The sequence below is a fragment of the Ralstonia sp. GX3-BWBA genome, assembly GCF_003290055.1.
Taxonomy (GTDB): Bacteria; Pseudomonadota; Gammaproteobacteria; order Burkholderiales; family Burkholderiaceae; genus Ralstonia; species Ralstonia holmesii.
This window is the reverse complement of sequence record NZ_QMKS01000009.1, coordinates 983,834-998,420: the sequence shown is the minus strand read 5'-3', so window position 1 is coordinate 998,420 and position 14,587 is coordinate 983,834. Positions and strand designations below refer to the sequence as shown.

The following is a 14,587-nucleotide window of genomic DNA, read 5'->3' as shown; positions in this document are numbered from 1 at the left end:
GAGCGCAGATAAGTGCGCCAAGTGCAGACGCAGGCATGTTAACGCAGTGGCCCCGCACTTCGGCCGACAAGCAATAGGGCGTTCACCGCCCAATTCTTTAAGAATCGCCAGCGTGTGATGGTTCAGTCATTGGCGCCGATGCGCTTGCGCATGTCGGCCGTGACCGATTGGCGCGTGCCGGCGTAGTCCGCCCACGGGTCGTCCTTGAGCTGGGCCAGCCGCTCCGGCAGCGTGCGCAGCGTCCATTGTGCAGACGCCCGCAGTCCCTCCAGCTCTTCATGGCGGATCGGCACCGACACCGGCAGCCCCGTCCGCGCGCGCACCGAATACGCGGCCACCGTGCTCGCGCCGCGGTTGTTGCGCATATAGTCGATGAAGATCTTCCCCACCCGGTTCTGCGGGCCCATCTTGGCGACAAAGCGGTCAGGAAAAGTCGCCGCCATGTGCTGCACCACGGCTTGCGCGAAGGCTTTGAGCGTGTCCCAGCCGGCCGCCTCACGGCGCGCGAGCGGCACCACCACGTGCATGCCATGCCCGCCGCTGGTTTTCAGGAACGCCTTCAGGCCGAGTTCATCGAGCAGCGCAAGCGTGAGCTGCGTGGCCTCGATCACGCGCGCGAAGGGCAGTGCCGGGTCGGGATCGATATCGAAGACGATGCGGTCGGGCTGTTCGATGCGGTCGGCCAGTGCATTCCACGTGTGGAATTCCACCGTGCCCATCTGCACCGCACCGACCAGGGCTTCAGCCGAGTTGATCGCCAGCAGCGACGGATGCCCCGGGTCAAGCGAAGGGTCCAACTGCGTGATGCCCTGCAGCTTGAGTGCGGCGGAATGCTTCTGGAAGAAGCGCTCGCCGTCGATGCCATCGGGTGCCCGTACGAGCGACGTCGGCCGGTTACGCAGATGCGGCAGCATCCATTCGGCCACGCCTGCGTAATAGCGCGCCAGGTCAGCCTTGGTGGTGCCGCTGGCTTTTTCGATGACGCGGTCCGGATGCGTGACATCCACACCCGCGATGCGTTCGGCACCGGGGCGCACCTTGCGTTCAGGGGCATTCACGGCACGGGTCTCCTTGCGGGCGGCGGCACTGGGCGGTTTGGCTTCTTCACGCACGATGTTGCGGGCGGGTTTGTCGTCGCGCAAACCCTGAAACACCGCCTGCCGCACGATGCCTTCGCGCGTCCATTCGGCAAAGGCGATTTCCGCCACGCGCTCGGGCTTGACCCATCGGACGTCGCGCGCATCGCTGCCGGTGGGCGGGTCGGCGAAGGGCGGCGTGTCGAGGGTCAGACCGGTCAGCTCGTGATGCAAAGCGTGCAGACTCGTCTCGTTGAAGCCGGTGCCGACGCGGCCTGCATAGCGCAGCCTGCCCGCGTCGTCATACACACCGAGCAGCAGGGCGCCAAAGCCGCTGCGGCTGCCCTTCGGGGCGCTGTAGCCGCCGATCACGAATTCCTGCCGTTGCCCGCATTTGAGCTTGATCCATGCGGGGCCGCGGCCGGCCTGGTACGGCGCATCGGCGCGCTTGCCGATCACACCTTCGAGCGACATGCTGCACGCCGACGACAGCAAGTCTTCGGGTGCCGCGTTGAATGTGCCTGAGAACAGCACCGCATCGCGGTCCAGGTCGCCCGGGGCCGCATCAAGAATGCGTTGCAGCAGCGCCCGCCGCTCGCGTAACGGTACGCCCCGCAAGTCCATACCGTTGCAGAACGGGATGTCGAACAGGTAGTAGGCAATGCGTTCAGCATGCGCGGTTTCGAAGGCGTTCTGCAGCGCCTGGAAGTCGGGCACGCCGCGTTCGCCCATCACCACGACTTCGCCGTCGAGCCACGCCTCACGCAGGCCCAGCGCATGCAGCGTGCGCGCCTGGCGCGGTAGCTTGGCTGTCCAGTCCCGGCCGTTGCGGCTGAACAGGCGCACGGTGTTGCCGTCGATGCGCGCAAGGATGCGGTAGCCATCGAACTTCACTTCGTAGTCCCACTCCCCCTGCGCGGGCGGCCCATCGACCAGTGTGGCGAGTTGCGGCTCCAGCGTTCTGGGCAGCGTGCCGGGCACGGCCCCGGAGGGCGGCTGCACTTGTGCCGGTTCGGCACGCTCGGTCCTGCCGTCATCGGCCTTGGCCTTTCCTTTGGCCTTGGGTTTTGCGCCAACGTTCTCTCCGGTGATCACGCTGGCGGGCAGGGCCTGTGTCACGTCGTAGTCGCTGGATGCGCGCACCTGGTCGTCCCGTTCCTTGATCAGCAACCACTGTTCTTTCGGATGTCTGCCCGTGCCGTGCAAGTGCGTGCGCACGAGCGCCCACGCCCCGTGGAGCTTCTCGCCGTCGAGATCGAATTTGAGCTTGCCGTCGCGGTACGCCTTGCGCGGATCGCCATGCGGGCGCCATGTCCCACGATCCCACACGATCACGTCACCACCGCCGTATTGGCCTTCGGGGATGTGGCCTTCGAAATCCGCGTAGTCCAGCGGATGGTCTTCAACATGCACGGCGAGGCGCTTGTCGGCGGGGTCGAGGCTGGGGCCTTTCGGGACGGCCCAACTCTTGAGCGTGCCGTCGAGTTCAAGCCGGAAGTCGTAGTGCAGCCGCGTGGCGTCGTGCTTCTGGATCACGAAGTGCAGGGCGCCATCGTCATGTCGCTCGTCGGCTTTGCGGCGTGCGCCCGCGGGTTCCTGCGTCTTCGTGAAATCGCGCTTGCGGTGGTAGTCGGCGAGATGGCGTGGCATGGCGTCGGCTCCGTCGTGTTATGCGCGCTTGCGCGCGGCCGGCTTGCGCGCTGTTTTGGCAGTGGCCTTGCGTGGCGCACGCTTGCGCGGGGCGGGTTCGTCCTCCGCCTCGTCATTTGACGCACCTTTGCCCTTGCCGCGCTTGGCAAGGCTCTGGCGAAGCAGGTCGGTCAGGTCGATCACGTTGCCGGTACGCGGTGCGGCGTGTTCGGCTTCCATCGGCTCGACGGATTCCGTGCGGCCTGCGCGCACTTTGCGATCGACCAGCGCAAGGATGTCGTCGCGGAAGGTGTCGTGGTATTCGGCAGGGTCCCACGTGCCGCTCATGTCGTCGATCAGCTTTTCAGCCATGTCGATCTCCTTGGCCGTGAGCTTGGCAGCCTTGGCACCTTCTTCCGGCACGTCGAGCTCGGACCAGTCGCGCACCTCGTTGGACCAGCGCAGCGTATGCAGCACAAGCACCGGCCCCATCGGAATCAGCGCAGCCAGATGCTGCTTGGTGTGCAGCACCACGTTGGCGACACCGATCTTTTGCGAGCGCGTCAACGCTTCGCGCAGCAGCGCGTAGACCTTTTCGCCGCGCCGGTCGGGCGCGAGAAAGTAGGGCGTATCGAGATAAAGAAACGGAATCTCAGCCGCATCGACGAAGGTCAGCAGATCCACCGTTTGCGTCGAGACCGGGTTGGCCGCGCGGATGTCCTCGTCGGTCAGGATCACGTAGCGGTCTTTCTCGTAAGCGTAGCCGCGCACGATCTGCTCGCGCGGCACCTCTTTGCCGGTGGTTTTGTTGATGCGCTTGTAGCCGACGCGGTCCATCGTGCGACGGTCGAGCCAGTCGAAATCGAGATCGTCGCTGCGGGTGGCTGGATACAGCGCAACGGGGATGTGGACAAGGCCGAAGCTGACGGCGCCTTTCCAGATCACGCGGGGCATGGCGGGTCTCCCGATGCGGTGGATTCGAGCGTGGTGACGCAAGCCGCATACCTGCCTGGCGCGGGGCGGCGTCATACGCTCATCAGCCGGGCGCGGTAGCATGGTGCCTTTGCGGCGCGGCACGTTTGCGCCGTGCGTTTTTCTCAGCAGTCCTTCATGTCTTCCGAATACGTCCAATCTGCCGGCGCGTTGCAGCGGCGCCGGCTTCCCCTGTCGGCTCGTGCGGCGACGATGGCCCTCTTTTTCGCCAACGGTGCAACGTTTGCGACGTGGGGCGTTCACATTCCTACGGTGAAGGCGCGTTTCGGATTGTCCGAGGCATCGCTGTCGCTGGCGATGTTCATGGTGGCCGCCGGCGCCATCGTCGCGATGAAGTTTGCGGGCAAGTGGGCGGCACGCGTCGGCACACGGCGCGCGAGCGTGCAGGGCGGCGTGGCCTTTGGTGCCACGACGGCGCTCCTCATGCTGATGCCGAGCTACCCCGCGCTGCTGGCGGTGCTGCTGCTGTTCGGCATCACCAACGCGGGTTTCGACGTGGCCATCAATGCGCAGGCCACCACAGTGGAGGCCAATCACCACAAGCCGATCATCTCGTCGCTGCACGGCATGTTCAGCCTGGGCGGCATGGTGGGGGCGGCGGTGGGCGGCGTGCTGCTGGAACTGGGCGTTCCGCCGGCGGTGCACTGCGGCGGCATGGCGCTCGTCACCATGGCGGCTGCGCTGTGTGCGGGCCCTTTCATGCTGCCTGACCACGTGCATGCAGAAGGCGAACCGGCACATCCGACCACGGGCCGCACGCTGTTCTTGCTCGGCGTGCTGGCCTTCCTGGGGCTGGTAGGCGAAGGCGCGATGTACGACTGGACGACCGTGTACATGCGCGAGATCGCGCAATCGCCCGAGGCCATTGCCAGCGCGGGTTATGCGGCGTTTTCGGGCGGCATGGCACTGGCGCGTTTTGGCGGCGATTTCGCACGCGGGCGCTGGGGCAACATGCGTGTGCTTTGCGGCAGTGGCGTGCTGGCAACGGGCGGAATCCTGCTTGCTCTGTTGTGGCCCGCGCCGATCGCTGTCCTGGCAGGTTTTGCGCTGATGGGCGTGGGCGCCGCCAACATGGTGCCGATCTTCTTCATCACCGCGTCGCGCCTGCCGGGCGTGCCGGCCGCCGAAGGCATTGCTGCCGTGGCGCGCTTTGCCTACGTGGGCTTGCTGATCGGCCCGGTCATCATCGGGTTGATTGCCCATCGCTCCGACCTGCGCTGGGGGCTGTCGGTGGTGGCGCTCACCATGGCGTTGATTGCGGTGTTAGGCCCGCGTGCGATCCGCCAGCCGGAACGCCGCTGATCGGCCTGCGCGTCAGCTGGCAACTGCCCAAAAAATATGCAGTTTCTGCGCGTTGACTTTCCTGTGCGCTTGCCATAGCTTACGACGAGGAGAGGGGTTTCCCGGCGCCGTTGCCAACGTGCCAGTTGTGCATGACACCGGGATGCGTTCAAAACGAGGCTGCACCATTTGATTTGATCAGCCCAAACGACCCATAGGAAAGGAGCTTCAGATGCCGTACAAACGTCTTACCCTCGTGGCAGCAGTCGCTGCCGTAGCAGCCATCGGCACCGTAGCCCACGCGCAGACTGACCAGAAGAAGTTCGACCCCTATAGCCAAGGCGCAAAAGTCGGCGACAAGTTCGATCCGTACCAGCAGGGTGCGAAGGCCGGCGACAAATTCGACCCGTATTCGCAGGGCGCCAACAAGAATGACAGCACCGCCAGCGCGCTCAACCCGGGCGCCCAGCCGGCCAATGTCGAGAAGGGCAAGTACGACACGTACACCCAGGGCGCCAAGGCCGGCGAGAAGTTCGACCCGTACACCCAAGGTGCCAAGGCCGGCGGCAAGTTTGACCCGTACAGCGAGGGTGCCAACAAGAAGGACGCGCCCAAGCAGTAAGCCCGTGCCGATCGGGTTCATGAAGACGCTGATGCATCGCCCGATGCATCAGCGTTTTTCTTTATGGAACGCCGCCGCAGCCGTGGCGGCGATGGCGTTGGCGTTGCCTGCGCAGGCAGCGGGGCTATGCTCCGCGCCCTGGGTGCACGACGGCAGCCGCGTGCGTCTGGACGGCAACGGCAAGACGCCGATGATCGTCGAGTTCACCCTGCACGACGTCAATCGCGACATGCAGGACGGCTGCGAAATCGGTCTGCACATCTACGCCAAATCGGGCCTCGTGGCGTTGGGTGGCCGGCCGATCGAGACGGTGCAGGAGCACCAGTTGCTGGTGGACGAGGCTGGCGTGGTCACGCGCATCGTCAGCATCAACGGTCGCGTGTTTGCGCAAAGCGAACATGCCGATCTGATCGGCACCGTGAGCACTGCCATTTCCGGCATGTTCCTGTATGGCGCTGGCTTGGCGCCCGAAGCCGAGATGCTGCCCGGCGATACATATGAATCGAGCTTCGATTTCGATGTGGTCTCGCCACGTCTGGGGATCTCCGTGGGGCGCATGCGGGCCGAGCGCGCCAAGGTGGAGGTGTCGGAGCGCGAGGTCGGGCCGCCGCAGCCGATGAACACCGTGGTCGGCGAGTTGCAGTGCCGGCCGATCCGCTACACGCGCACGGCGCGCCTCGGTGTGCTGCGGCTGGGCAATGAAACGCTTGAGCCCGACCCGACGGTGGCGCACATCACCGATTGGTACTGCCCCGAAGCGGCCGTCGTGATGCGCCAGGAGGTTGAGCAGCACGGCCAGACGGAGGTGATCGACGTGGTCGAACTCAAGCGCTGAGCGCGCTCTGCGCAGCGTCGAAATCTTCCGTGCTCCCATCAAACCGGTACACACGAGCCACCGTAAACGGCGCTTCCGGCGCGGGCTGCGAGAACAACGCGATGTGGTCGATGGGCATGGCGGGTGGCTGCACCACGCGCGTGGCTTCCAATGCGCGATAACACGCAAGCTGCTCGGCATGGTCGAGCCGGCCGGTCAGCGTGATGTGGAACGTGAACGTACCAAACACATACGGATAGCCCCAGCGCTGCAGATGGCGCTCTTGCGCATCCGACAGGCCCGCACGACGACGGCGCGCAAGTTCAGTGGGCGGAGGCGGCGCGCGAAAGGCATCGAACTCGGCGACGCACGCATCGGCTAACCGGTGGAGCCTGTCGCGCGCTGGGTCGCCATGACGCAGCCGCCAAGCGAGAAAGCCGCGCAGCGTCTGCAAGGCCGGCTCGATCGCGAAGGTTTGCTGTTGCTGTGCGAAGCGGCGCAGCGCGGCGTCCAGCTCATCAACGGTGCGATCGCTTGCCAAGCGGAACGGCGGCTTGAACGTGGCGTGCAGGCCGTATTGGCGCGGCGCTTCCGTCCAGCAGTCGAGCGTGGCGAGGTCGATGCCGGCTTCGCGGACAAACGCCTCGCGCTCATCGGCAGAGATGGCGGCGCTGGTGCGGGCGCAGCGGCCGAGCCAGCGCGTGCCCAGGCCGTACCAGGGCTCGGGCGGCAGCAGGTAGAGCGCGTATCGCCAGGCTGACGGTAAAGGTGCCGGCGCTTGCTCCATGGTGTGGTTCAGCCGATCAGCGGCAACTGCCCGGCAGCATGGCGCAGCCGGCCACCCACCACGGCTGCCACCACACGCGGCAGGCCGGGGCGGCGGTCATCCACCACGATGGCATCGGCGCGCAGGCCAGTCGCGAGCGCGCCGCGATCCGTCAGGCCAGCGGCTTCGGCCGGGTTGGCCGCCACCAGCGCCCAGCCCTCGACCAGCGGCACCACACCGCGTTCGGCCAGCTTGAACGGCGCGGCCAGCAGCGCGGGGTAGTAATAGTCGGATGCCAACACGGTGCCCAGGCCCGCGGCCACCATGGCTGTCGCATCGGGTGCGCCGTTATGGCTGCCGCCGCGCACGACGTTGGGCGCACCGAAGACGATATGTCCGCCATGCGCGCGTGCCGCCTGCGCGACATTCTCGGTCAACGGAAATTCAGTGACGGTGCAGCCGTGCGCGTGGAACGTGTTGCGCGTGGCAATGTCGGGTTCATCGTGTGACGCCATGCAGATGCCGCGTTGCTGCGCCGCCCGCGCGAGCGTGCCGGTCACCTCGGAGAGCCTCGTGGCGTTGACTGCGGCGGCATTCAGACGGGCGAGGAACGTGTTGATGTCGCACTCGGCCCGATCGGCGTATTGTGCGAGCTTGCGCGCGTCGCCCAGCTTCTCTCGCATCCCAGGCAGGTGATCGTTGAACGACAGGAAGTGCACGCGGCCGGCGTCCATCCAGGCCAGCGCATCGGCAACGCCATCGGCGTGATGCAATTCGAAGCGCAGGTGCATCAAATGCTGTGCCCCCAGGTGCGGGCGCATGGCATCGAGCGTGTCGAGCATGCGCTGGGCATAGGCGTGGCCGCGCAGGCCACCCTCCCAGGAATACGTCACGCCGTGGAATTCGGTGGTGATGCCGTTGGCAAGCAATTGACCGTCAACGTCGGCCAGGGCGGTTTCGTAGGGAAAGGCCACGCCGGGGCGGGGCATGACGGCGCGTTCGAAGGCATCGCCGTGCAGGTCGACGATGCCGGGCAGGACTAGCAGGTCGCCGCAGTCGATCATGCCGCGCGTCGGGTTGGCATCACAGGCGGCGATATGCCCGTCGCGAAACTGCACGGCAGCTTCGGTCAGCCCCTCGGGCAGCAGGGTACGTCGCGAAATCAGGCCAGCCACGTGGCTGACGGAAGACGAAAACGATTGCATAAGGCCGAGGTGCGAAAAGTGCGCAGAGACATCGTGCAGGCATTGTGCCGCAACTGGCATGCCGCTTAGCCGCACATCCGCCATTTGCACCACCCTGAAGAGGGGAGGGCCAGCCAAACGCCTTAACTTTCCTGACACATTGGTCGATATCTTGAAAAACAACCCAGATATGGACGCCACCTCTGCTGAGCGGCCTGACCGTCCCGAACCGGATGTGATCGATCAGGACAGCCCCAGGCCGTTGCCGCTCGCTGATGACCGTTACGAGGCGCTTGTCCGGCAAATGCCAGATGCGCTGTACATCGTGGCGGACGACATTATCGTTTTCGTCAACGAGGCGGGCGTTCGGCTGTTTGGCGCGCAGACGGCGCGCGACATCGTGGGCCACGAACTGGATGAGTTCGTCCACGACAATTCGACGCACCTCGCCCGTCAGCGCCGGGAGTGGATGGTTGAGCACAATGCGGGCTTGCCGCCGGTCGAGCAGACCTTGCTGCGTTGCGATGGCACTCCCGTGGAAGTCGAGGTGCTTTCCGCGCCGGTGCAGCTCGGCTGGCGCACCGCCATCCAGGTGGTGGCTCGCGACATCACCCAGCGCAAGCAGGCCGAACAAGCGCTGCGCGAATCCGAAGCCAATTACCGGGCACTGGCCGCTGAAACCGCGCGCGCCAAGGAATTGCTGCGCTGCGAAAAAACCGTGCTGGAGCTTAGCTCGCGCAACGTGCCGCTTCCGGATCTGCTGGCTGAGGTGTGCCGGCTGGTGGAGGTGCTGCTTGACGACGGCGCGATGTGTTCGGTCCTGCTAAGCGGCGATGGCGAGCACATCACGCAGGCCGTGGCACCGTCGCTGCCTTTCATACTCTCGCAGTTGCTGGTCGGCATCACGCTCGGTCCTTCGGTCGGTTCGTGCGGGACGGCCATGTTCCTGAACAAGACCGTGGTGGTAGAAGACATCGACGCCGACCCGCTCTGGGATGGCTACCGCGATATCGTTGCGCCGCTGGGCCTGCGCGCGTGCTGGTCCACGCCCATCCGCGGCGACAACGCGCAGATGATCGGCGCGATGGGTATCTATTACGACACCCCGCGTGCACCCACGCGCGACGCCATGGGGCTGCTCGACGGCATTACCGACATCATCGGCGTGGCTGTGCAGAAGGCGCATATCGCACGCGATCTCCAAGAGAGCGAAGAACGCTACCGCCTGGCCGTCGACAACCTGACCGAAGGCATCGTCGTGCAGGCGGCCGATGGCACCATCCTCGCGTGCAACCCGAGCGCACGGCGCATTCTTCGCGCGGGCAACGTGTCGCCCGTGGGCACCAGCCATCTGACGCTGATGCGCCGCTCGTTGCGCGAAGACGGCAGCGAGATCCCGCTCAATGAGCGCCCCACGCGCGTGGTGTTCGCCACCGGCAAGCCGCTGCTCGGCTTGACCGTCGGCCTGGAGCTGGTGGACGGCGACATCGTGTGGGTGCACGAAAACGTGCTGCCCATCGTGCGCCCCGGCGACGATGCCCCGTCGTCCGTGCTCATCTCGTTCAACGATATCGGGCCAGCGCGCGCGGCCCAGCAGCAGCTCACTTTCCTCGCGCAGCGTGATGCGCTCACCGGCTTGTACAACCGCGCGTATTTCTCTCAGCGCATGCAGGCGGTGATGGAGCAGGCGGCCAGCCAGGCCAACGAAGCGCGCCAGGTCGCCGTGCTGTTCCTCGATCTGGACGGCTTCAAGAAGGTGAACGACACAGCCGGCCACGAAGCCGGTGACCACTTGCTGCGCATCGTCGCGCAACGCCTGTCGGCCTGCGTGCGCCAGAGCGATACGCTGGCGCGCCTGGGCGGTGATGAGTTTGTCGTGCTGCTCGACAACGTGCGCTCGTTGGGTGAGGCAGAGCGCTTGGCCAAGCGCATCGTCCATTCGATCGCGCAGCCGTTTTCGACGAGCGGCACGGAGTATTACCTGGGCGCGTCGATCGGCATCGCGGTGTACCCCGAGCACGGTAACGATGCCGCCACGCTGCTGCGCTGCGCGGATGCCGCCATGTACAACGCCAAGCAGAACGGCCGCAACCAGCATCGCGTCTACACCGCGCGCCTGTCGCAGCGTGCGCAACGGCGCTTCCAGCTGGAATACCACCTGCGCCGCGCACTGACAGCGGGCGAGCTGTCGCTGCGCTTCCAGCCCATCGTCGATGCCACGTCGATGGACATCGTCGGCGCTGAAGTGCTGCTGCGCTGGCACAGCACCGAACTGGGCGAAGTGTCACCGGCCGAGTTCATTCCCGTGGCGGAAGATGCCGGGCTCATCGGCGACATCGGAGAATGGGTGCTGGCGCAAGCGTGCCGCCAGGCCGCGCATTGGCGTGCCACGTGCATGCCGGAGTTCTTTGTCGCCGTGAACCTGTCGCCGCGCCAGTTTGGCGAGGGGCTCGTGCCGACCATCTCGCGCTGCCTGACCGAAGCGGGTTTGCCCGCGAGCGCGCTGGAGATGGAAATTACCGAAGGCCTGCTCATGCGCGACACCGCCGCTGTGATGCCGATGCTCGACGCACTTACGGCGTTGGGCATTCGCATCTCGATCGACGATTTCGGCACGGGGTATTCGTCGCTGTCGTATCTGCAGCGTTTCCCGATCGACAACCTGAAAGTGGATCGTTCGTTCGTCTCGGGCATTCCGCGCCATCGCGATTCGGTGGTGATCTCGCGCGCCGTGGTCGCGATGGCCGCGTCGCTGGACATGACCGTCACGGCAGAGGGTGTCGAGACGCTGGAGCAGGCCGAGTTCCTGCAAGCTGCCGGGTGCGACAAGTTGCAGGGCTTCCTGTTCGGCCCCCCAATGACGGCCGCCGCCTACGAGGCCCGGCTGCGTCGCGACCGTTCCGCCCAGGCGTAGTGCTGAGCAAGGCGCATGTAATGCCCGCGTAAGCCGGGGCGGGTAGCGTGGCTCAAGCGCGGACCGCCCGCGCCGATACTCCCCACAGAGGGTTGCTTCGCCATCAGCGCGAGCGCACACACAACAACGACATCTGGAGACCACCGCACGTGAAGCCATTTGCCTGGGGCCGCGGCCCGAAAGCCCCTCCCGAACTTGTCGCCCGTATTGCCGAAGAGGCCGGCCGCGTGGGCATGGGCATCTGCGAAGTGTCCGGCAATGTGGAAGACGTGGCCGTGCGGCTGCGCCGGCAGGCCGATGTGTTCGATCAGTTGCGCAATGCTGCCGACGTCACCATGCGCGGCAACCACGACATCGCTGTGGCAGCGCGGCATGCGCGTGAAGTCGCCTCGCATGCCAGCGAGGAGGTGAGTGGCTCGCGTGCAACGGTCGATGCATCGCTGCGCGACATTCGCGAGCTTGCCGTTGGCGTGGCGAGCATGGAGCAGCAGATTGCTGCGCTGCGTGAGGCGCTCATCCACGTGGCGCAGGCATCCGAGCAGATTTCGCAGATTGCCAGGCAGACCAATCTGCTGGCGATCAACGCCGCCATTGAAGCCGCGCGCGCGGGTGAATCGGGCCGCAGCTTTGCCGTCGTTGCGGGTGCTGTGAAGCAGCTCGCAGGCCAGACCGCCGAAGCAACGCAGCGTATCGAAACCACCTTGGCGGATTTGTCCGGCCAGACCGACAAGTTGATCGGCGACAGCAGTGCGAACGTGGCACGCGCCCAGCGTGTGGATACCGGCACGCAGGCGATTGGTGCGGTGATTGGCGTGGCTGGCGAGGCCATCGCGCGCTTTGACGTTGAGGCGACGAGCATTGCGGAATCCACTGCCGCCATTGAAGGCGAATGCGCGTCGCTTGCACGTGAGGTGGATGCGATGGCCGAGGGTGTGAAGCAATCGAGCCACAACATCGACAACGCGCAACGGCAGCTTTCCGGGTTGCTGGGGGCGTCGGAAACGTTGATCCGGTTGACGGCGTCAACCGGTGTGCAGAGCGCCGATACGCCCTTCATCGAAGCGGTGCAGACTGCAGCTGGCAAGATCAGTGCGCTGTTTGAATCGGCGCTGGCGCGGGGCGATATCAGCGAGGGCGACTTGTTCGACCGCGCCTATGAGCCGGTGCCGAATACCGATCCGCCGCAGCATATGGCGCGGTTTACGGTGTTCACGGATCGCGTGCTGCCTGCGGTGCAGGAGCCTTTGCTTCAGCTTGATCCTCGCGTGGTGTTTTGTGCGGCGGTGGACACCAATGGCTATCTGCCGACGCACAACCTGAAGTTCTCCCAGCCGCAGGGCAGCGATCCAGCCTGGAATGCTGCCAACAGCCGTAACCGTCGGCTGTTCACCGATAGGACGGGACTCGGGGCGGCGCGCAATACCGAGGCATTTTTGTTGCAGACATATCGTCGCGATATGGGGAACGGGACGTTTGCGATGATGAAGGATGTGTCGGCGCCGATTTACGTCAAAGGCCGCCACTGGGGTGGCGTTCGGATGGGGTACAAGGTGGCGGGCTAGGGTCCGTAACTGCAGGGTTGATGTTCCGAACTTCGCTGATGGGGTTCGCAACGTCGGGGGGGGAACTTCGCGCGTGGGTTTTTGACTTTGCTCGCGGGTTTTTTTGTTGCTGGTGCATCCCTTGCTTCATCCCCTGCCGGGGCTGACTCACTTTCTTTGTCTTGCCAAAGAAAGTAAGCAAAGAAAGGCGCGCCCGAGATGGCGACTTCTCCTTGAATTTCTGTAACCGGGCGGAGAAGGAGGCAAACTCGCTTCGCTCAGACAGGTCTCCTTCTTGTTTCCGCCCGCTTACAGAAATTCAAGGCGCCATCTAGGGCAGGGTACGGCCAAACCATCGCGGCGCTGAGGTTGGCGCCACGATGCTTCGTTTGCGTAAGTGCTTAGTGTTTGCGCGTGCCCAGGATGACCAGCACGGCGGCGCCCAGCTCCAGCGCGGCTACGAAGTAGAGGCCAGCGGAGAGGTGCCCTGTGCTCGTCTTCAACCAGCCGATCATGTACGGCGCGACGAAGCCGGCCAGGTTGCCGATGGAGTTGATGAGGGCGATGCCGCCTGCGGCTGCAGTGCCGGCCAGGAACACGGCCGGGATCGACCAGAACACCGGGAACGCGGCGAGGATGCCGATGGCGGCGACCGTCAGCGAGATCAGTGCAAGCGCCGGCGAGCCGAGCATTGCGCCTGTTGCGACCAGGCCGGCGGCTGCGATGACGGCCGCAATGGCGCAGTGCATGCGGCGCTCGCCGGTGCGATCGGAATGCGCGCCGTTCCACACCATCGCAATCGTGCCCGCGATGAACGGAATGGCGGAGATCAGCCCGATGTGGAAATTGCCCTGCACGCCCAGTTCTTTGATGATCGACGGCGTCCAGAAGGCAATGGTGGCGTTGCCGCTGACCACGCAGAAGTAGATCGCTGCGCAGATCCACACGCGAGCGTTGGCCAGTGCGGCGCCAAACGAGGCATGCTTGGCAGGGTCGCGGTTCTCCACTTCAACGGCGCGCACGACGGCGTCTTGTTCTGCAGCAGAAAGCCATTTGGCCTGGCGAGGCGTTTCGGGCAGCCACGCAAGCACGGCAAAGCCGGCCAGCACCGACGGAATGCCTTCGAGCAGGAACAGCCATTGCCAGTTGGCGAGGTGGCCCACGCCTTCCATGCGGCTCATGATGAAGCCGGCAACGGGGCCGCCCACGACGCCCGCAATCGCAAACGAGGTCATGAACAGGCCATTGATGCGTGCGCGGCGTGCGGAGGGAAACCAGTACGTCAGATACAACACCACGCCAGGGAAGAAACCCGCTTCAAAAATGCCCAGCAGGAAGCGCATCACGTAGAACGAGGTGGGCGTCTTTACGTAGATCATCGCCATCGAGGCCAGGCCCCACAGGATGGTGATGCGCGCCAGCGTCTTGCGTGCGCCGATCTTTTCCAACAGCAGGTTGCTCGGCACTTCAAACAGGAAGTAACCGATGAAAAAGATGCCGGCACCCAGGCCGTACACTGCTTCGCTGAACTGCAGGTCCTGCAGCATCGAGAGCTTGGCGAAGCCGACGTTAACGCGGTCGATCCAGGCGAGGATGAACAGCACCACCAGGAACGGCACCAGCCGGTACGCAATGCGCCGGTAGGTGACATCCAGCTCGGCGCTGGGGAGTGGGCGGCTGGCCGGGTCCGTTGGGGTAGCCGCCAGGGCTTGGGTTTGCGACATGGTTTCCTCCAATAGCGTGTGAGGGGCCAGCGCTTCGTGTGCT

10 protein-coding genes are annotated in these 14,587 nt (G+C 65.1%); 5 read left to right on the top strand and 5 right to left on the bottom strand.

The window, feature by feature from the left end; all coding sequences use genetic code 11:
* Window positions 1-122: 122 nt before the first annotated feature.
* Both ligD and DOD19_RS12285 read right to left on the bottom strand, forming a co-directional pair.
* Window positions 123-2,726 (bottom strand): DNA ligase D, encoded by a 2,604-nt coding sequence (gene ligD, locus DOD19_RS12290; protein WP_112185760.1) that lies wholly within the window; start codon window positions 2,724-2,726, stop codon window positions 123-125.
* Window positions 2,727-2,744: 18 nt separating this feature from the next.
* Window positions 2,745-3,659, bottom strand: a complete 915-nt coding sequence (locus DOD19_RS12285) for a Ku protein (RefSeq protein ID WP_112185758.1) — start codon at window positions 3,657-3,659, stop codon at window positions 2,745-2,747.
* Between the two features lie 156 nt (window positions 3,660-3,815).
* Here DOD19_RS12285 and DOD19_RS12280 point away from each other — a divergent pair, with 156 nt between their 5' ends.
* The 3 genes from DOD19_RS12280 to DOD19_RS12270 all read left to right on the top strand — a co-directional run bounded on the left by DOD19_RS12280 (window position 3,816) and on the right by DOD19_RS12270 (window position 6,436).
* Window positions 3,816-5,000: an MFS transporter gene (locus DOD19_RS12280; RefSeq protein ID WP_112185756.1), complete on the top strand. Its 1,185-nt coding sequence runs from the start codon at window positions 3,816-3,818 to the stop codon at window positions 4,998-5,000.
* A 211-nt stretch (window positions 5,001-5,211) separates the two neighbouring features.
* Window positions 5,212-5,601 carry a hypothetical protein gene (locus DOD19_RS12275; protein WP_024976531.1) on the top strand — a complete coding sequence of 130 codons (390 nt, stop codon included), beginning with the start codon at window positions 5,212-5,214 and terminating at the stop codon, window positions 5,599-5,601.
* A gap of 19 nt (window positions 5,602-5,620) precedes the next feature.
* The gene (locus DOD19_RS12270; RefSeq protein WP_037031676.1) at window positions 5,621-6,436 is read left to right on the top strand and encodes a hypothetical protein; all 816 of its coding nucleotides are present in this window, start codon (window positions 5,621-5,623) and stop codon (window positions 6,434-6,436) included.
* Here the strand turns inward: DOD19_RS12270 and DOD19_RS12265 are convergent.
* Both DOD19_RS12265 and DOD19_RS12260 read right to left on the bottom strand, forming a co-directional pair.
* Window positions 6,426-7,202 carry a DUF1045 domain-containing protein gene (locus tag DOD19_RS12265; protein ID WP_112185753.1) on the bottom strand — a complete coding sequence of 259 codons (777 nt, stop codon included), beginning with the start codon at window positions 7,200-7,202 and terminating at the stop codon, window positions 6,426-6,428. The genes DOD19_RS12270 and DOD19_RS12265 overlap by 11 nt on opposite strands.
* A gap of 8 nt (window positions 7,203-7,210) precedes the next feature.
* Entirely contained in the window at window positions 7,211-8,386 is a 1,176-nt protein-coding gene (locus DOD19_RS12260; RefSeq protein WP_112186039.1) for an alpha-D-ribose 1-methylphosphonate 5-triphosphate diphosphatase, read from the bottom strand.
* A gap of 169 nt (window positions 8,387-8,555) precedes the next feature.
* Here DOD19_RS12260 and DOD19_RS12255 point away from each other — a divergent pair, with 169 nt between their 5' ends.
* Together DOD19_RS12255 and DOD19_RS12250 are read left to right on the top strand one after the other, a co-directional pair.
* Complete coding sequence (locus tag DOD19_RS12255) at window positions 8,556-11,279, top strand: EAL domain-containing protein (RefSeq protein ID WP_112185751.1); 2,724 nt, start codon at window positions 8,556-8,558, stop codon at window positions 11,277-11,279.
* A gap of 149 nt (window positions 11,280-11,428) precedes the next feature.
* The gene (locus DOD19_RS12250; protein WP_024976526.1) at window positions 11,429-12,841 is read left to right on the top strand and encodes a methyl-accepting chemotaxis protein; all 1,413 of its coding nucleotides are present in this window, start codon (window positions 11,429-11,431) and stop codon (window positions 12,839-12,841) included.
* Window positions 12,842-13,221: 380 nt separating this feature from the next.
* Here DOD19_RS12250 and DOD19_RS12240 read toward each other — a convergent pair whose 3' ends face one another.
* On the bottom strand, window positions 13,222-14,544 hold the full coding sequence (locus DOD19_RS12240; protein WP_112185750.1) for an MFS transporter: 1,323 nt from the start codon (window positions 14,542-14,544) through the stop codon (window positions 13,222-13,224).
* Between the last annotated feature and the right edge of the window lie 43 nt (window positions 14,545-14,587).

Coding starts and splice junctions, on each gene's coding strand:
- DOD19_RS12270 (WP_037031676.1), top strand. CDS start 5,621: ATGAAGACGCTGATGCATCGCCCGATGCATCAGCGTTTTTCTTTATGG.
- DOD19_RS12285 (WP_112185758.1), bottom strand. CDS start 3,659: ATGCCCCGCGTGATCTGGAAAGGCGCCGTCAGCTTCGGCCTTGTCCAC.
- DOD19_RS12275 (WP_024976531.1), top strand. CDS start 5,212: ATGCCGTACAAACGTCTTACCCTCGTGGCAGCAGTCGCTGCCGTAGCA.
- DOD19_RS12280 (WP_112185756.1), top strand. CDS start 3,816: ATGTCTTCCGAATACGTCCAATCTGCCGGCGCGTTGCAGCGGCGCCGG.
- ligD (WP_112185760.1), bottom strand. CDS start 2,726: ATGCCACGCCATCTCGCCGACTACCACCGCAAGCGCGATTTCACGAAG.
- DOD19_RS12255 (WP_112185751.1), top strand. CDS start 8,556: ATGGACGCCACCTCTGCTGAGCGGCCTGACCGTCCCGAACCGGATGTG.
- DOD19_RS12240 (WP_112185750.1), bottom strand. CDS start 14,544: ATGTCGCAAACCCAAGCCCTGGCGGCTACCCCAACGGACCCGGCCAGC.
- DOD19_RS12265 (WP_112185753.1), bottom strand. CDS start 7,202: ATGGAGCAAGCGCCGGCACCTTTACCGTCAGCCTGGCGATACGCGCTC.
- DOD19_RS12260 (WP_112186039.1), bottom strand. CDS start 8,386: ATGCAATCGTTTTCGTCTTCCGTCAGCCACGTGGCTGGCCTGATTTCG.